This window comes from Aeribacillus sp. FSL K6-8394, from assembly GCF_038008865.1.
GTDB lineage: Bacteria > Bacillota > Bacilli > Bacillales > Aeribacillaceae > Aeribacillus > Aeribacillus composti.
Genome location: NZ_JBBPAA010000001.1, coordinates 2,134,840 through 2,152,140, shown reverse-complemented (window position 1 = coordinate 2,152,140; position 17,301 = coordinate 2,134,840). Strand labels below are relative to the sequence as shown.

Annotated in this window: 15 protein-coding genes, 2 pseudogenes and 1 riboswitch; of the genes and pseudogenes, 14 read left to right on the top strand and 3 right to left on the bottom strand. The window is 40.0% G+C overall.

Annotated features, from left to right (window positions below; genetic code table 11):
* Nucleotides 1-90: 90 nt before the first annotated feature.
* Nucleotides 91-246 (top strand): hypothetical protein, encoded by a 156-nt coding sequence (locus tag NSR00_RS10235; RefSeq protein ID WP_340788518.1) that lies wholly within the window; start codon nt 91-93, stop codon nt 244-246.
* A gap of 368 nt (nt 247-614) precedes the next feature.
* Here the strand turns inward: NSR00_RS10235 and NSR00_RS10230 are convergent, their stop codons facing one another.
* Complete coding sequence (locus tag NSR00_RS10230) at nt 615-1,841, bottom strand: IS110 family transposase (protein WP_044897903.1); 1,227 nt, start codon at nt 1,839-1,841, stop codon at nt 615-617.
* A gap of 305 nt (nt 1,842-2,146) precedes the next feature.
* On the opposite strand from NSR00_RS10230, the gene NSR00_RS10225 reads away from it, so the two are divergent.
* The 7 genes and pseudogenes from NSR00_RS10225 to NSR00_RS10195 form a co-directional block, all read left to right on the top strand.
* Nucleotides 2,147-3,163, top strand: a complete 1,017-nt coding sequence (locus tag NSR00_RS10225; protein ID WP_263115627.1) for an FtsX-like permease family protein — start codon at nt 2,147-2,149, stop codon at nt 3,161-3,163.
* A complete protein-coding gene (locus NSR00_RS10220; RefSeq protein WP_094245971.1) occupies nt 3,156-4,241 on the top strand; it encodes a hypothetical protein in 1,086 nt (361 codons plus the stop codon). The genes NSR00_RS10225 and NSR00_RS10220 overlap by 8 nt, the downstream gene beginning before the upstream one ends.
* A 2-nt stretch (nt 4,242-4,243) precedes the next feature.
* Nucleotides 4,244-4,939 carry an ABC transporter ATP-binding protein gene (locus NSR00_RS10215; RefSeq protein ID WP_094245972.1) on the top strand — a complete coding sequence of 232 codons (696 nt, stop codon included), beginning with the start codon at nt 4,244-4,246 and terminating at the stop codon, nt 4,937-4,939.
* A gap of 120 nt (nt 4,940-5,059) precedes the next feature.
* On the top strand, nt 5,060-5,248 hold the full coding sequence (locus NSR00_RS10210) for a hypothetical protein (RefSeq protein WP_263115623.1): 189 nt from the start codon (nt 5,060-5,062) through the stop codon (nt 5,246-5,248).
* A gap of 1,253 nt (nt 5,249-6,501) precedes the next feature.
* Nucleotides 6,502-7,849: pseudogene (locus NSR00_RS10205) on the top strand (IS4 family transposase).
* 45 nt (nt 7,850-7,894) lie between these two features.
* Complete coding sequence (locus tag NSR00_RS10200; RefSeq protein WP_144598486.1) at nt 7,895-8,317, top strand: DUF4304 domain-containing protein; 423 nt, start codon at nt 7,895-7,897, stop codon at nt 8,315-8,317.
* A gap of 65 nt (nt 8,318-8,382) precedes the next feature.
* Nucleotides 8,383-9,537: pseudogene (locus NSR00_RS10195) on the top strand (IS3 family transposase); the annotation flags it as partial.
* A gap of 248 nt (nt 9,538-9,785) precedes the next feature.
* Here NSR00_RS10195 and NSR00_RS10190 read toward each other — a convergent pair.
* Together NSR00_RS10190 and NSR00_RS10185 are read right to left on the bottom strand one after the other, a co-directional pair.
* Nucleotides 9,786-10,040 carry a BREX system ATP-binding domain-containing protein gene (locus NSR00_RS10190; protein WP_242009363.1) on the bottom strand — a complete coding sequence of 85 codons (255 nt, stop codon included), beginning with the start codon at nt 10,038-10,040 and terminating at the stop codon, nt 9,786-9,788.
* The gene (locus NSR00_RS10185) at nt 10,040-10,624 is read right to left on the bottom strand and encodes a hypothetical protein (protein ID WP_144598484.1); all 585 of its coding nucleotides are present in this window, start codon (nt 10,622-10,624) and stop codon (nt 10,040-10,042) included. Before NSR00_RS10185 ends, NSR00_RS10190 begins: the two co-directional genes overlap by 1 nt.
* Before the next feature lie 364 nt (nt 10,625-10,988).
* A riboswitch (SAM riboswitch) is annotated at nt 10,989-11,094 on the top strand.
* Between the two features lie 78 nt (nt 11,095-11,172).
* Between NSR00_RS10185 and NSR00_RS10180 the strand changes: the two genes are divergently transcribed.
* The 6 genes from NSR00_RS10180 (at nt 11,173) to mtnA (ending at nt 17,249) form a co-directional block, all read left to right on the top strand.
* Nucleotides 11,173-12,396, top strand: a complete 1,224-nt coding sequence (locus NSR00_RS10180) for a 2,3-diketo-5-methylthiopentyl-1-phosphate enolase (RefSeq protein WP_340788509.1) — start codon at nt 11,173-11,175, stop codon at nt 12,394-12,396.
* The gene (locus NSR00_RS10175) at nt 12,393-13,082 is read left to right on the top strand and encodes a 2-hydroxy-3-keto-5-methylthiopentenyl-1-phosphate phosphatase (protein ID WP_186439276.1); all 690 of its coding nucleotides are present in this window, start codon (nt 12,393-12,395) and stop codon (nt 13,080-13,082) included. Before NSR00_RS10180 ends, NSR00_RS10175 begins: the two co-directional genes overlap by 4 nt.
* The gene (locus tag NSR00_RS10170) at nt 13,079-13,726 is read left to right on the top strand and encodes a methylthioribulose 1-phosphate dehydratase (protein WP_063386760.1); all 648 of its coding nucleotides are present in this window, start codon (nt 13,079-13,081) and stop codon (nt 13,724-13,726) included. Before NSR00_RS10175 ends, NSR00_RS10170 begins: the two co-directional genes overlap by 4 nt.
* A 22-nt stretch (nt 13,727-13,748) precedes the next feature.
* Nucleotides 13,749-14,279 carry a 1,2-dihydroxy-3-keto-5-methylthiopentene dioxygenase gene (locus NSR00_RS10165; protein WP_063386759.1) on the top strand — a complete coding sequence of 177 codons (531 nt, stop codon included), beginning with the start codon at nt 13,749-13,751 and terminating at the stop codon, nt 14,277-14,279.
* 671 nt (nt 14,280-14,950) lie between these two features.
* Nucleotides 14,951-16,228 carry an S-methyl-5-thioribose kinase gene (gene mtnK / locus NSR00_RS10160; RefSeq protein WP_082830237.1) on the top strand — a complete coding sequence of 426 codons (1,278 nt, stop codon included), beginning with the start codon at nt 14,951-14,953 and terminating at the stop codon, nt 16,226-16,228.
* On the top strand, nt 16,188-17,249 hold the full coding sequence (gene mtnA / locus NSR00_RS10155; protein WP_063386758.1) for an S-methyl-5-thioribose-1-phosphate isomerase: 1,062 nt from the start codon (nt 16,188-16,190) through the stop codon (nt 17,247-17,249). The genes mtnK and mtnA overlap by 41 nt, the downstream gene beginning before the upstream one ends.
* Nucleotides 17,250-17,301 lie beyond the last annotated feature (52 nt).

Here is a 17,301-nt window from a genome sequence, read left to right as displayed (position 1 = left end):
AATATTGTTTCATTTTGTCAAAATAGAGAGGAATTTATTGTTAATTGTTGAAAAGATTACTGTGAAAAACTTGGAAAGGGGGGATAAAAAATGAATAGTAGTCTTGGAGTTTCTCGCTATGTGCGAAATGTATTTGTCTTAATCATTGCGGGGCTTTTAATTACCTTATGTCTCTCTTTTACTCAAACACAAGCAGCCGGTCAGAACTATGCTAAAGCATGGGAAACACTAATGGGGGCAAAATGAAATGGCTATGTCCAAATCAAAGCCTCGTATAATGATAATGGCAAACACGCGAAACAGGGATATCACCGGTTTACTCGTCAGGCGGGACCTTCTCTTGATACAGGACGTCTTTACACTTCAAAAGCAAGTTCGAAAAGTGATACAAGAGTTCATTCCCGCCAAGACTCTGTTTGGGACTCACCACTTTGGGGTGACAAATATGTAACTCGCTATAACTATAACTTTATTTACTTCTAAAATTATAACCTATCCCGAAAATTTAAGTCCATGAAAAAAGCACAAAAAATCCAGGGGGTGTTAACACCAGCAGATTGGTATTTGCTGGAATAAGTCATGTTTATGCACCTGATGGTTACTGTTTCGGTTAACTACGCTGTTTGATTTGACGGCTCTACCATGACCTTAAACCCTAGTGTTTCCAACTTCCGAATCGCTTGTCTGGCGACTTGATGGCGCTTGCGTTCTTCGTAGTAATGTGGACCAAGTTCGATGTAAGTCTGCTTCTTTTTGAGGAGATGGTAGACAATAGTCAGGATGCTATGAGCGACCGCAACCGCTGCACGATTGGCCCCCCGGCGTGCAGCAATACGGTGGTACTGGCTGGATAGATAGGTGTGTTTGGACCTAGCAGCGGCACGGGCGGCTTCCACCAGGGTGCTACGAAGCTTCTGGTTTCCCTTGCGGGTTTTCCCTGACTTTCGTTTTCCGGCACTTTCGTTATTCCCTGGGGCGACTCCTGCCCATGAACACAAGTGAGCTGCCGAAGGAAACTGTGTCATGTCAGGGCCAATCTCAGCCAAAATATGCTCCGCTGTGCGCCGACCAACGCCGGGGATCGTATCTAACCGCTCCAGGTCATCTTCAAAAGGGCGCATCCGCTCCTTGATTTCAGCATCCAGTTCTTCAATCAAGGCATCTAAGTGATCAATATGCTCAAGCTGGGTTTTAAGCATCAGGCGTTGATGAGGGCCGATGAGGCCCTTCAGGGCCTTTTTCAACTCCTCTTTCTTCCGTTTGAGACGGCGCTGAGCCAGTTCGGATAGCACATCGGGGTCAGTTTCACCATTAATTAAAGCCTCGATCATGGCTCGACCCGATTTGCCCAGCACATTGGTCGCCACCGAGGAGAGTTTGATGTTAGCCCCTTCCAGTACCTTCTGGATGCGGTTGATTTCGCGAGCCCGCTCTTCAATCAGGCTGCGACGATAACGGATGAGTTCCCTCAACTCCCGTTGCTGGCGGTCAGGGATGTAACTACCTTGTAGCAATCCATGGCGTAAGAGTCCAGCGATCCACTCGGCATCCTTTACATCTGTTTTGCGACCAGGCACATTTTTGATATGTTTGGCATTGACCACTAAAATCTTGATGTCTTCCATCTCCAACAGGTTATAAATTGGCTTCCAGTAGGAACCTGTACTTTCCATGGCCACGTGAGTGACGCCATGCGCCTTGATCCAGTCTACAAGCATAAGCAAGTCTTCAGTCATGGTAGAAAACGTGCGGATCTCTTGATGATCCGGAGTAATAATACAAGCGACGACGTTCTTCTTATGAACGTCTAATCCACAAACATGAGTATGGATAATGTCCATGTTCGTTCCCCCATGCCTAACATGTAATAAACACAGGCTGGCGGTGCAACGACCATACACGTCATTCTATCCCGCGTGCTTCCCCAGGGAGCAACAGTCTGTGGTGCACCAGGTCGTCGGGGTCTGTCTAATTAACGGGCTCATGGCACCAAGGTAAGACGACCTCGCTGGCCAGCCTAAGATTAAGTATACATGGACGAACTATTTTCATCATCTGCTGGTGCCGCTTTTGCGGCATGGGGGTCTAATTAAGTTTTACTTTCTAGAATTTGGATCAAAGCACGTAAATTGAGGAGGGCGTTGACATGAATACAAATAAATGGTTTCTATTAAATTTAAGACTTGCACTTAGTTGCGTCCTTCTCAGCATGCTAACATCTTTCATGGTGCAAGCATTTCAATGGACGCTTGAAAGCCGCCAAGAAATCACATTCGGCTTAACAGGAGAAATAACTGTCTTGACCATGATTAATGGTCCACAAGAGGTTACAAAAACTGAAGCATCTTCTGCACAAAGTATGTTAATTGACTATATTGATAAACAGTCACTATCTCTTGTTTATTCTTCGTTAGGCGATGGTCGACCTGAAATCATTGTTTACGACCCACATGGATCCCTGCCTTGGTTTCCAAAAGATTCAGATGAAAGTACGGACTTAACAACTTCTCATGCCTATCTTTTCCGAGGTACATACACTGAAAAACAGTGGTCGAATTCTGGTACAGCATCTCTTTTACCAAAGGAAGTTGAAATTTCCGGAGTGATTGATTCGCCATCTGCAACAGATGATTATCAATATGCACGTACGATTAATCTAGATCCACTACCTCCTGGAAATTACACGATAAATACTTCGGATCCGGATCAAGTAAAACATATATTAAACTTGTTCTATCAGATGGGGTTTGTCCCTCAGGTAAGTAAGGAAATCCCATTATTTACATATTTCATTAATAATCCATTTGTTGTAATCACTGTCATTTTTCTAGTTATGGGTCTTTTATGTGTTGTTTTGGACTGGTTTTTATACAATCAAGAACGTACTCGAGAGTTTGGCATTCGAAGACGTTATGGAGCCTTGCCCACTACCCTCGTGCGAGAAAATCTATTATTTGGGATAGCTGGTCTTCTAATAGGGAGTGCTATAGGTGGAATTATGTCAAAACTTCTAATAGCAGAAGTTAGCCATACTGATATCCCATTATTCAATTTACAAACATTCGCTAGTATTGCTATCTCATTCATTATTGTCATCTTGACATGGTCTTTGATACTTTATGTGGTTATAAAGACAAACAAGGAGGTAAATGTTGATGCGTGAGTTGTGGGCAGGGGTTATTATGGCTTGCCGACGTTGGCAGGCCATGTTAGGAATTTCATTGATGATTACCGCAGCCTGCGTTGTTTTTGCACTGGCCTTAGAGGATGTTGTATCCCAGGTTGCTGTATTAAAAGGAGGCCAGCAATTACGGGAACAGCACGCTGTCACTTTTACCCCTTACTATCCATCCGATGGTGAACCGAGTCAAGTAGGGACGGATACTATACAATTTGTGATAGACCAAATCAACGATCAAAAGGGCTATACTGCAATCATTAATAACATGGGACTTGATGATCCTGAATTTGCAGATGGACATCTTACACTAATACTGTTCGGTGATGTTATTTCAGATTTATTTCCTGAGCTTCAGCTGTGCGAATCCGTACCATGTGCTATGCAAGGGTCAAAACTTGCTGGTGAAAATATGGACTCTGTAAATATAGCAGGAGAAAACATACCAGTAGTCGGCACACTTCCTGCAGGAGCTACCTTTTTTGATCCTTCGGCGGCAGGTTTACCCTTAGACAATCGCATCGTGATTAGAGCACCATCTAACCTTCTTCCACTACTCAGTCCTATTGAGCAAGAAGAAGCTATAGCTCGAACGGTCTTGCTTGATCCGGAAGCTAAAGCGGTAGGTACGTTTGTTAAGATGAGTGCAAATAGTGACTTGTTTCTTATTCCCCATGACATAGCTGTGGATCAACCTCAACGATTTCGTGAAATAATGGGACGTTCCGCTATATATATTGTAGGTATGTTAAGTTTTCTGTTACTAGTTTTTATTGCTTTCGTGTCCTCTGCACGTTTGACGATTCGTCAAGAGCATCGGGCTTTTAAAATCAGGGTTATGTATGGAGCAACGCCTTTTCATATTAGTCTTCGCATTGGGGGATTTTTGGCAGCGGTGGTGCTGATCCCACCGATTACGATACTTACACTGCTCTTATGTTACTTACATCTTGCGGGTGCACCATCACCAAATGTACCGTTATGGGTTATGTTAGGAATCTTAGTGACATTTTTTATATTATGGTTATGGTCCATGCGCAGCACAAAAAAGATAGGAGGCTGAAAATGAAACCAATCCTTGAAGCTCGAAACATTTCGAAGGTTTATGGTAGGGATCGCACACAAGTAACGGCTCTTGAAAAAGTTTCTTTACGACTGAATGCTGGTGAATGTGTTATTTTGATGGGGGCGTCAGGTAGCGGTAAATCTACATTATTAAATATATTAGGATTAATTAGTAAGCCAACGCGGGGCCATATCCTCATTCAAGGAAGAGAAGTATCAGAACGCGATCGTAATAGGGCTCGTCTACGAAATGAGTATTTTGGATATATCCATCAGGATTACGCAATAATTGAGAATGAAACTGTTGAAAGTAATGTCATGATACCATTGCAATATGCAAGACCCTTACCAGGACGTAAGGAGAGAAAAAATAGAGTATTAGAGGCATTAGAGAAAGTCGGTCTGGATTGGGCATTAAAGAAGAAACCATCAGAACTTTCTGGAGGTGAACGACAGCGAGTTGCTATTGCTCGTGCTCTGGTGAACAATCCTGATGTGATACTCGCCGATGAGCCGACAGCAGCCCTTGATAGCGAGACAGCGCAAACAGTAATGTCTCATATTCTTTCTTTCAAAGAAAAAGGTGCTGCAGTGCTTGTTGCGACCCATGATGATAAGGTGGCTAAGCTAGGGGATCGAATTCTACGAATTAATGACGGTCAACTCATAACAAGTAAGGGGCTGTCCAAAAAGTGACTAATTTTCACTTTTTGGCAGCCTCTTTCTGTTAATTCATGCTTAAAAATACAAAAAAATCACCTTTTCTAGTAAAAGGTAAGTGACCAAACAAACATTTTAGAAAGAGGGCGATTTTTTATGAGTAATCAAAAGACTACTATAATGAATGATACCATGCAATTGTCATTTTTTCCAGAAATACATGATAAAGAACCTTCAAAACAGCAAAGAGACATTACTCCTACATTTAAAGAATACAACAATAAGCAAGTTATGGTTATTTATGATATTGAGGGGTTATTCCCATACCGACATCAAAAGCAATGACGCTTTGCATATACATTCCCCCTGATTTTTATGTAGAAGTCTTCACTTCACCTTATCGATTCCCTTTTCTTATACACGATCTCAAGGATCCAACATACTGAAACTGATTCTTATAAGGGCAGTGAAGTAGGCCAGTTTTTTCATTACGAACTCAAGGTTCTGGGGCTGTCACGACCTATTCTCCACTTCTACTATAAAAATCGAGTAGGAGGGAGCGATTAACTCCCGTCCTCTCACACCACCGTACGTACGGTTCCGTATACGGCGGTTCAATTAAGATAATTGACGCAAGTCTTTATAACTTCCGTGAATAGCTGTTCTCTTTATGCCAGTGGTCACTCCACCCTCCAAGAGGTCTCCCACGGGATTCACCGCTTCCTCCCTCAAGTGAGGTACTACGTTTTCTGTGTTCATCATGACTCACTGAATGCCAAGGGCTATTCTCTCTTAATTGTTCGGTCCTTCTTAGTTGTTCTAGACCAACTAATACTATGACCTCTGCTGACTTCTGACGGTTCAGCTACTTATCACTAAGTAGGTTATGAAGAGTACTTCACATATCCGCCAGACCTCCCCGGGTAAGAGTGTAATCTTTCCTTCCATCCATCTGCTTCATTTACTCTGTATCACCTTCGGCAGAAAGGGCTTTGTTTTGTCTTGCAAACTCACCCAGTGATACCTAGCCTCATATGAAGTTCGTGTTCCTCAGACCGGAAGTTTGCCGCTCGCTTCCTTCAGATTCCGCGTCACCACGGACACCCTTGCGTTAAGCTAACTGCTACTTCTGCCTTCGCAGCTCGGGACTTTCACCCTATAGATTACACCCATGCCGGGCGCACAAATAGTAGCACAGACCATGGCCATGGTCTGTGCTACTAATCTTAGTATGTTTTTTTGGTTAAAATTTTTCTTCATAGTTAAGATAAAAACCCAGTGGGTTCAAAGGTTTATCCTATGTCATTGACAAGTTTCAATTCCTTATAGTTAAGATAAAAACGAAAATTCTCGCATTGCAGGTGGAGCTTGGGGAACTTTGGTTTCAATTCCTTATAGTCAAGATAAAAACACTGCACCGACTTTTATATATTTTACTCAGCTTTCGCAGTCCAAAATCTTGTTTAAATGCTTGATGTAAATGGTTTTGGGAAGTACAAAATTATCATTTGCCATTTTTTAAAACATAAAGAAAGACACCTATTCTTTTGGTAAACTATTGGTGACGAAACCAAATCCAAAAGAAAGGTGTCACCACTATGATAACGAATAAAGACTACTTTGCGCAATTACCAAAAGAAATTAAACAAGGATTTTCCGAATTAAATATTGGATATCATTTAAGAAAAGCGAATATTACGAAACTTTCCGGGTATTCTTGTCTTACTGTTTTCAAACTGATTTTTCTTTTAGTCTTCCAATATAAGAACTGGTTTCGTGCTTTTATGAGTAAACGATCTCAGGATCTGCCCGGAAAGGATACAGTCTATCGCTTTTTAAATACACCAACCTATCATGCTTTCATTAAGCAGTGAAATGATCCGTCTGCTTCAACCATTAACTTCAAAAGATCGTGTCACAGCTTTTGTGATTGATGATTCTGTCTTTTCAAGAAACCGTAGTAAGTCGGTTGAACTGTTGGCTAAGGTTTTTGATCACTCTACCCATCAGTACTTGAAAGGGTTTCAAATGCTTACCCTTGGCTGGACCGATAGTTTTACTTTTATTCCCGTTGATTTTGCTCTTCTAAGTTCACCGAAAAAGGAAAATCGCCTGCAAGAAATCAATACCAATATTGATAAACGAACATCTGGCTATAAGCGTCGCCAGGAAGCTCTGAAATCAAAACCGGACGTGGCTTCAGCTTTACTTGATCACGCGCTTGAAAAAGGGATTGTAGCTGACTATGTTCTCATGGATTCCTGGTTTACACAAGCGCCTTTAATTGAGAAGATTACGAACAAAGGGTTATTTGTCATTGGCATGGTGAAGCAATTAAAGCAGCGATACGTTTACAATGGTGAACGTTTCACACTGAATCAACTTTACAAATTGGCAAAACCTCACATGGGTAAAAAAGACATTCTCGGATCCGTTTATGCTACTTTAGACAATGGAATTCCAGTAAAAATTCTATTTGTACGAAACCGTAATAAACGGAGCGAATGGCTTGCCATTCTCAGCACAGATACAACATTAGAAAATGAAGAGATCATTCGTATTTACGGCATGCGTTGGGACATTGAAGTCTTCTTCAAATGCAATAAATCCCTTTTAAATTTAGAGAAAGAATTCCAGGGACGTTCCTACGACATGTTAATTAGCCATACAACCATTGTTTTTACACGATATATTCTCATTGCTTGGCAAATGCGAAAAGAGGAGGATCCTAAGACGATTGGCAACCTTTTTTACATCCTTTGCGAAGATGTAAAAGACATAGATTTTATTACTGCCCTTCAATCACTTATTGACCTTTTCCAAACTTTGGCGGAAGCTGAGGTTTCTTTGAACATGGACATCTTTAAAAATCAAATGAATAAATGGTTGGCCACTATACCTAATTATATCAAGCAATGCTTAAATATTTCTGTGTGCGAAAGTTGAGTTAAGATATAAAAGACAAAATGAATTTTTGGAGGAATACTAAATATGGCTTCCAATGACCGTCTAAATATGACTAATGCATTAAAAAAGATTGTTGTTCCTTATTTAAGAGAACATGGTTTTAAAGGATCATTTCCACATTTTAGAAGGAAAAATGAAGATAATATTGACTTAATAACTTTTCAGTTTAATCGTTATGGTGGATCTTTTGTTGTAGTTTTAGCTATTTGCCCAATTGAAGGAGTAACAACGAGTTGGGGAGAAGAAATTCCGCCAAGTAAAGTGACTGCACACGATGTAGGTATAGATTACCGATATAGACTCACAGAAAATATAAAAGAATCCAATGAAACTTGGTTTAACTATGAGGATGCAAAGAATGAAGAAGATTTTGACTTAGTCGCATCAAGAGTGTTGAGTTTATTACATGTGTCAGACAGAAATTGGATTAAGAATCTTTTTAAATAATATAACTACTGATGCTAGTATAGTTTCATGGACACCCTTTAGTGAAATATAATATTAACGAAGGGATGTGTCCTGATATAGGTAACACAAGCGAAAAACGTAAACGTTATCATGCTGAATTTAAGGAAATGGTGGTTGAGCTTTATCAAACTGGAACACTAGTAAAACAGATCTTGAGCGAATATGGCCTGTCTGAAACGACATTCTACAAATGGATCAGAAAACAAAAACCGGTTAAGGTGGATGACGGGGGCTCTTTTACCCCGGAAGAATTTCTGAACCTGCAAAAAGAATTGCATCGGCTGAAAGAGGAAAACGAAATCTTTAAAAAAGCTATGGTCATATTCGCAAAGAAGTAGATTCAAACCACTGTTATATCCATGATTGACGAGATAAGAGCCAGACACCATTATGACCTTAAAACCATGTGTACGGTCCTTGGCGTGCCGAGAAGTACCTACTATCAATCCAAACAAAAAACAGAATCAAAAACAAAACGGAAAACCGGGAGCTGACAGACAGAATACGAAAAATCCATACGGAAAGCAAGCAGAGATACGGAGAACCGAAGATCCACCATATGCTTGAAAAAGAATGGCTCAAAGTCAGCCTGAAACGGGTTCAGCATTTGATGAAGGCTGCAGGCATTTATTCCATTATCAGAAAAAAGTATCGCCCCCATTCCAATAAGGGCAAGATGGAAGAACACGATAACCTGCTGAACCAGGACTTCTCAACGACAACCATCAACGAGAAATGGGTTACGGATATTACGTACATTCATACTTTGAGAGACGGTTGGTGCTACTTGGCTTCCGTAATGGATTTACATTCCAGAAAGATTGTTAGTTACGCTTTTGACCGTCACATGACGACTGAACTGGCTTTAAAGGCAGTAGAAAACGCTTATCAGGCACAACGTCCAGGTCCGGGATTGATCTTGCATTCTGATTTGGGATCCCAGTATACAAGCGAGAAATTTGTAGAATACATGGAAAAGAAGCAGTTCAAACACTCCTTCAGTAAAAAAAGGTTGCCCATACGATAACGCCTGCATTGAGTCTTTCCATGCAATTCTGAAAAAGGAAGAGATCTATAGAATCAACTATTTGAACTTTCAAGCTGCCAGAAGAGCCTTATTCGAATTTATAGAAGGCTGGTACAATCGGAAACGGATTCATAGCTGCCTGGGCTATATGACGCCACAAGAAACAGTAGACAGTATCAAAGGGCAGCGTAGTGCTCTTCACAATTTTACAAGCATCCGCTTTACATGGAGTGGGGGTGTGGTAGGCTTATTTGCCATGCGAAAGAATTCATTGCCCCTTTCGCCCTTCGCATAACACCACGCCCGCAGAGGCTCCATGTCAAGCGACAAGCGATGTCAATGAGATCAAAATTAAATTTCACTTATTGGTGTCCAAAATACTGACTTAAATCCAGTTTAATTCTTTCTACAGTACTAGGACTAATAATTTAAAAGAGAATGGACATCGTTCCCCTCTTTTGCAGCGTCTAATACGAATATAAATTCACGTAAAAATGTCCTTGGAAGTACAGTGATTTCCTGTTCAAAGGCAACAGTAAATGATTCAACATATTGCTTAATAAATGTATCATCAATAACTGTCTCTGGTATCCATTTGTGTACCATACCGTGGATTTCCCTAACTTTATATGAAACTTCTATTAATTGTTCAGTTGAGAAACGGTTTAATTTCATCAATGGGGTTGAAAGTACACCACTAACCCTTCCATTTTTTGTGAAGATAAAGGTTTAATTCTAGAATATAAAACATCATGTTCTTTAATTGATCGATCCTCGTTTTTAATTAAATCATCCGTTCCAGTAAATAACATATAACATCCTTTCCTTACATACGATTCACTTATTCCTAGCAATTTAGCTAATTTGTAATTCGAGAAATCAGGATTCAACTCAATTGCTTGTCTAAGTTTTTCTAAGTTCTTATCCGTTTTATTGCGCTGTTCTTTTAAATACTCCTCACGGCTTTTTACGCCCATTTCCCGGCGTTTTTGTTTCCTTCTCCGCTTTTCATTCGCATCTATAATCGTGCTTAAATGGCGTTGTTCGTCCTCTGTTATATCTAACCATTCAATTAATTTTTTATTGCTGATATTATATCCAGCGCCAGGATACCCTTTTTCTCTAGCTATTCGGTTTGCTTCTTCGTTATTCCGTGCATAATAGGCCTTTTCAGCGCTTCTGGTGGATCTTCTTAAAGGCTCATTAAACTGTAAATTAAACGTTAGCGTTTGTTTTAAGGCTTCTTCTGGATCATTCAAAAAGCAACATAACCAATAACGGTACAAGAAACAAATTGTCTCACGATAACCAGTAACGTTATAATTGCGTAATTCAACCAGTTTTTCTAAGTCTAGTAATCTAGCATGATGCGATCGGAAGACGTTAAAAAGATGTTGTACCTTCTTTTTTCGTCCTCTTTTTTTAGGCTTTCCTGTTTTGGCTCAACCTCAAGTTCCGGTAAATACCTCAAATTGTAAACTGCACCATTAAATAATTGTAGCATGCCATCAGAAAAATGTAAGCGAATTTGAATCGAATATGATGTAAAAAAGTGTTGACAGAGGGGAAGGATAGTGGCATAATCCAAGTAAACGAATAAGAATTATAAAGTTAATAATAAAACTCTTATCAAGAGCAGGTGGAGGGATGAGCCCAATGAAGCCCGGCAACCGACTCATATGATGAGCACGGTGCTAATTCTCCCAACAGAGATGTTGAAAGATAAGAAGTTGTTTTGACAAAAAACCTCTTCTTATTGAAGAGGTTTTATTTATATAAAAAAATCTGAATGAAGAGGATTGAAAAAATGGGTCACGTAACAGCAGTATACCAAATCATTGCGAAACGAGAAGATTTAGAAAAAAAAGCAGAAGGCATTGCTCTTGGATTAACGGTAGGTTCGTGGACTGACCTTCCTCTTTTAGTGCAAGAGCAGTTAAAAAAGCATAAAGGACAAGTGGTTGAGATAAAAGAAACAGGCGAGGATCCATCCTCCGGCAAAACGATTGCACAGCTTCACATTCGCTTTCCGGGAGAAAACTTTTCTAAAGACATTCCTGCCATCTTAACGACAACTTTTGGAAAATTATCACTAGATGGAGAAATAAAATTACTAGATTTGCAGTTTGACGATGAGATCTTTCGGTATTTTCCAGGTCCTCGATTTGGAATTCAGGGGTTACGAGAAAAACTTGGCGTTTACGACAGACCGTTAGTGATGAGCATCTTTAAAGGTGTAATTGGACGTGATATGGATTACCTTCTTGCCCAATTGCGGGAGCAGGCTCTCGGGGGCGTCGACTTAGTAAAGGATGACGAAATACTTTTTGAAAATTCGCTCACATCATTTGAAACAAGAATAAAGGAAGGCAAAAAAGTTCTTGATAACGTGTATCAAGAAAAAGGGCACCGAACTTTGTATGCGGTCAATTTGACGGGAAAAACATTTGAATTGAAAGATAAGGCAAGAAAAGCAAAAGAATTAGGTGCCCATATTTTGCTATTTAATGTTTTTACATATGGCCTCGATGTGCTGCAAGCATTAAGGGAAGATGATGAAATCGCCCTCCCAATTATGGCTCATCCGGCGTTTAGCGGATCGTTTACTTCATCCGAAAAATATGGGCTCTCTCATTCCTTATTGCTTGGAAAATTGATAAGAATTGCTGGAGCAGATTTTTCGTTGTTCCCTTCACCATATGGCAGCGTTGCATTGGAGCGTGACAAAGTTTTAAAAGTGAAAGAAGAATTGGTGAAGGAATCAGTTTTAAAACCAGTTTTTCCTGTTCCATCTGCTGGCATTCACCCGGGTCTTGTTCCCATTTTAATTCATGATTTTGGAAAAGATTGCGTCATTAATGCAGGAGGCGGTGTTCACGGTCACCCGCAAGGTGCTAAAGGCGGAGGAAAAGCTTTCCGTCAGGCAGTTGACGCTGTTTCCCGGGGTGTTCCCCTTAATGAAGCAGCTGAAGACATAGAATTACAAGAAGCAATTCGGCTCTGGGGATGGAAGGAGGCACCGTCCAATTGAAGCCAGTAATATTTTGTGATTTTGATGGAACGGTGACAAAAAAAGATAACATCGTTAGCATCATGAAGCGTTTCGCTCCAAAAGAGTGGGAGCAATTGAAGGATGGCGTCCTTTCCCAGTCGATTAGTATTCAGGAAGGAGTCGGCAAGATGTTTGCACTTCTTCCATCTTCTTTAAAGGGTGACATCATTCACTATATTTTAGAAACTGCAGAAATAAGGGAAGGATTTCGCGACTTTGTTCATTATGCGAAAAACATGAACATTCCTTTATACATTGTCAGCGGCGGAATCGATTTTTTTATTAAACCGCTGTTGCAGCCTTTTGATTCTATTACCGCACTGTTTTGCAATAAAGCGGATTTTAGCGGAGAAACGATCACCATTCATTGGCCTTATACGTGTGATGAAAAATGTCCCAACCAAAATTGTGGGTGCTGCAAACCGACAATTATTCGGCAAATTGCAAATGCTGACACTCATTCCATCATCATCGGGGATTCCGTCACAGATTTAGAAGCCGCGAAGATTGCAGATACAGTTATTGCACGTGATTATTTATCAAAAAAATGTCAAGAATTTTCTATTCCTTATCAATCTTTCGAAACATTTTACGACTGTATTGACATTTTAGAGAAGACAATAAACAAAACAAATTTCATAGAAGAAAAAGGTGGCGCAAAATGAGTGTCGTTTTAACTCGTGTTCATGAGCTTGCGGAGATTAAAGAGGAGCTTGCTGCGCGGGATTGGTTTATGGGGACAAGCGGCAATTTAGCCATAAAAGTTCAAGATTCCCCGCTTCAGTTTCTTGTGACCGCAAGCGGCAAAGATAAACGAAAAAAAACGAAGGAAGATTTTTTGCTTGTAGATGGAGAAGGAAATCCTGTAGGCGCAACACAGCTGAAGCCTTCGGCAGAAACGCTATTGCATTGCGAAATATATAAAAGAAGCAAAGCCGGCTGCAGCCTGCATGTACATACGGTTGCAAATAATGTCATCTCTGAACTTTATGGTGACGCTGGGAAAATTGTATTTCAAGGACAAGAACTGATAAAAGCGTTTGACCGCTGGGAGGAAGATGCAGAATTACAGATTCCGATTATTTATAATTATGCCCATATTCCTACATTAGCAAGCACTTTGGGCGATTTCGTGAAGGAGGATAAAGGGGCAGTTCTTATTCGCAACCACGGAATTACTGTATGGGGAAAAGATGGCTTTGAAGCAAAGAAAATTTTAGAAGCTTGTGAATTTTTATTTCAGTATCAGCTTGCTCTTATTCAAGCAAAAGCCGGTCTCCTTGCGAGTACAGGAGCTTTAAATAATTAAACATTTTAAGGAGGTATTTTACATGACAACGATTAAAATTCAAGGAACAAACGAAGTTATCAGCAATCAAGAGGAAGTGATTTCATTTTTAAATCAACAAGGTGTTATTTACGAGCAATGGGATATTGCCAAATTACCAGAGCATTTAAAAGAGAAGTATCTTTTAAATGATGAGGAAAAACAAACGATTTTACAATCTTTTGAAAATGAAATTAAAGATATTTCAGCAAGACGTGGCTACAAAGCTTGGGATGTCATTTCTTTAGCAGATCATACGCCAAACCTTGAAGAGCTGCTGAAAAATTTTCAGCGTGAACATCATCATACAGATGATGAAGTGCGCTTTATTGTAAGCGGCCATGGAATTTTTGTTATTCAAGGACAGGACGGGAAATTTTTTGAAGTGCATCTTAATCCGGGAGACCTTATTTCTGTTCCAGAGGGCAGACGCCACTATTTCACATTAGCTGATGACCGAAAAGTTGTTGCGATCCGCATCTTTGTGACAGAAGAAGGCTGGGTGCCAGTTTACGAAAAAGAAGAAGTAAATTAAGTTTACAAAAAATTTATGAAAAAGCGGCTTTAAACATTCACAGCTGCAAGCTTAACATCATCTTTTTCATATGACTGGCTGCTCTTCGGATACACAATTCATCCAGCTCAGTGAACAATGTTCCTGAATGCAAAGAAACTATGAAAATACCACAGCGGCTGCTGGCCCGGTTTTAATAGGTTTACACATTTTTGCGAAGAAGCTTGCAGCTAAAAGAGCACCACAAAAATAGGCTTGTCTTATGTTACAAGAGGATATAGTTTCACTTGAAAACCAAGTAAACACAGATAATTTATCAAGTATTATGGCGGGATGGGGAAAATCAAGAATAAATGATGCAGATTTATATTTTTAGGAAGGGGCTGTCTTCAAAAGACAAAATCCACTGAAAACGAAACATCATAAGCATTGATATATCAACGTTTCTAAAACATTAAAGGGGCGTCTATAAGCCGGAAAATCGACTTATTAGACAGCCCCCTCTATTTAATGGATGCGGCGGCTGCTTTGGATCTAGAAATCTGAATCCATTTGGAGCATTTGCCGGAATCGGCTTTTACAAGCAGGTGACGAAGTGGTCTTGTAATAATGTCATCCCCATATTGTGAATGGATATTATGAAAGACTCTTTTTTCACTTTATGACAAACAAAGATAGAGGAGGGAATTTTTTTGAAGGATTTTACAACATATTTTACGATGACTGAGCAAGATGTCATCGAATATGTACAGAAAAAACTCGATATTTTTGAACAAAACGCAGAATTGGAATGTCGAGAGATTGGCGATGGCAACTTAAATTATGTATTTCGTGTCGTTGATCAAAATAGCGGCCAGTCTGTCATTATTAAACAAGCTGGTCCGGTTGCGCGTATTTCAGACGCCTTTAAAGTTTCACCAGATCGCAATCGGATTGAAAGCGAAGCATTGAAGCTGCAAGGGGAATTAGCGCCTGGATTTGTACCTAAGGTTTATTCGTATGATCCGATTATGAATTGTTGTGTGATGGATGATCTATCTGACCATGAAATTATGAGGACAGCTCTTTTAAAACATAAAAAATTCCCTTTGTTTGCCGACCATATTACAACGTTTCTTGTCAACACCTTATTGCTTACTTCAGATGCCGTTATCGATCATAAAGAGAAGAAAGCATTGGTGCAAAAATTTACAAACCCAGAATTATGTGAAATAACAGAAGATCTCGTGTATACAGAACCTTTTTACGATTGTGAGCAAAATGATGTATTTCCAGAAACGAGAGAATTCATCCGCGAAGAAATTTGGAATGATTCAAAGCTTGCATTGGAAACAGCTAAACTGAAGTTTGATTTTATGACAAAAGCACAGTCCCTCCTCCACGGCGACCTTCATACCGGTTCCATTTTTATAAAGGAAGATTCAACAAAAATAATCGATCCTGAGTTTGCTTTTTATGGACCTGCTGGGTTCGATATTGGGAATGTGATTGCAAACCTTATTTTCGCCTATGTAAATGCAAGCTTTACAATTGAAGATCAAGAAACAAAGGAAGACTACTTGCAATATATTCAACAAACAATCTCAGACGTAATAGAGCTGTTTACAAAAAAATTTTTACATGCTTGGGATGAGAATATAAAAGAAAGAACTGCAAGTGCACCTAGTTTTAAAGAATGGTATTTAAATTCCATCCTTGAGGATGCCTCAGCCGCTGCCGGACTTGAATTATGCAGAAGAATTATTGGGATCGCCCATGTAAAAGACATCACGTCAATTGAAAATAAAGAATCCCGAGCTTTGGCTGAAAAAATTTGTTTAACAGCTGGTAAAACCTTTATTCTTGAACGTGCAAACATTCGTACAGGCGACGACTTTGTGAATGTTTTATTACAAAGTGTCCGCAAATTTATTGAAGGGGAAAAGTTTTATGACAGCAGTAAAAGCCATTCAATCTGTACAACTGGATGATGAAAACAATACGGTGATCATACTCGACCAAACGCTATTGCCGAATGAGAAAGTATTTCTGCATCTTTCTACTCCAGAAGAAATATGGGAGGCCATTTACCATCTGAAGGTTAGAGGAGCGCCTGCGATCGGAATTGCTGCTGCATTCGGTGTTTATTTAGGCACGAAGCAATCAAAAGCGTCGACTTATGAACAGCTTTTGGATGATTTTCAAAAAATCAAACAGTATTTGGCTTCATCGCGGCCGACTGCAGTGAATTTATTTTGGGCTTTAGATCGCATGGAGGATAGACTCAAAGTAGAAAAAGACAAAAGCATCGAGGAAATTAAAAACGCACTGAAGGAAGAAGCAGAACATATCCGTAATGAGGATGAGCAAGTCTGTTATTCGATTGGCGAGCATGCCCTGTCATTATTAAAACCCGGCTGGGGTCTTCTGACCCATTGCAATGCAGGAACAATTGCGACGGCGAGGTATGGGACTGCGTTAGCTCCCATCTACTTAGGCCAAGAAAGAGGCTACCATTTCAAAGTTTTTGCAGATGAAACAAGACCGCTTCTTCAAGGTGCACGTCTAACTGCATGGGAATTGCAGGAAGCTGGTGTGGATGTAACGTTAATTTGTGACAACATGGCATCCATTGTGATGAAGGAGGGAAAAGTACAAGCGGTTTTAGTCGGGTGTGATCGAGTTGCCGCAAACGGAGATACTGCCAATAAAATTGGAACTTCCGGAGTGGCAATCTTAGCAAAATATTATGGAATCCCGTTTTATGTTTGTGCTCCGCTTTCAACAATCGATTTAGATTGTCCGACAGGGGAACATATACCGATCGAAGTGAGAAAAGCAGAGGAGATCACGACAAAATGGTATGAAAAACCGATGGCGCCGGAAAATGTGCAAACATATAATCCGGCATTCGACGTGACCGATCATGAACTCATTACGGCAATTATTACAGAAAAAGGGATTGCCTATCCACCCTTTACCAAAAGTTTAAAACACATGAAAAGCGTTTAATTGCCTTTTCATACAAAAACCCCTTAAAAGGGAATGCTTTCACATTCTTTTA

What these genes read in the sequence shown, in the direction of transcription:
- NSR00_RS10215 (WP_094245972.1), top strand. Translation starts at nt 4,244, where the DNA reads ATGAAACCAATCCTTGAAGCTCGAAACATTTCGAAGGTTTATGGTAGG.
- NSR00_RS10190 (WP_242009363.1), bottom strand. Translation starts at nt 10,040, where the DNA reads ATGAAATTAAACCGTTTCTCAACTGAACAATTAATAGAAGTTTCATAT.
- NSR00_RS10170 (WP_063386760.1), top strand. Translation starts at nt 13,079, where the DNA reads ATGAGTGTCGTTTTAACTCGTGTTCATGAGCTTGCGGAGATTAAAGAG.
- mtnA (WP_063386758.1), top strand. Translation starts at nt 16,188, where the DNA reads ATGACAGCAGTAAAAGCCATTCAATCTGTACAACTGGATGATGAAAAC.
- NSR00_RS10225 (WP_263115627.1), top strand. Translation starts at nt 2,147, where the DNA reads ATGAATACAAATAAATGGTTTCTATTAAATTTAAGACTTGCACTTAGT.
- NSR00_RS10200 (WP_144598486.1), top strand. Translation starts at nt 7,895, where the DNA reads ATGGCTTCCAATGACCGTCTAAATATGACTAATGCATTAAAAAAGATT.
- NSR00_RS10180 (WP_340788509.1), top strand. Translation starts at nt 11,173, where the DNA reads ATGGGTCACGTAACAGCAGTATACCAAATCATTGCGAAACGAGAAGAT.
- NSR00_RS10230 (WP_044897903.1), bottom strand. Translation starts at nt 1,841, where the DNA reads ATGGACATTATCCATACTCATGTTTGTGGATTAGACGTTCATAAGAAG.
- NSR00_RS10165 (WP_063386759.1), top strand. Translation starts at nt 13,749, where the DNA reads ATGACAACGATTAAAATTCAAGGAACAAACGAAGTTATCAGCAATCAA.
- NSR00_RS10210 (WP_263115623.1), top strand. Translation starts at nt 5,060, where the DNA reads ATGAGTAATCAAAAGACTACTATAATGAATGATACCATGCAATTGTCA.
- NSR00_RS10235 (WP_340788518.1), top strand. Translation starts at nt 91, where the DNA reads ATGAATAGTAGTCTTGGAGTTTCTCGCTATGTGCGAAATGTATTTGTC.
- NSR00_RS10220 (WP_094245971.1), top strand. Translation starts at nt 3,156, where the DNA reads ATGCGTGAGTTGTGGGCAGGGGTTATTATGGCTTGCCGACGTTGGCAG.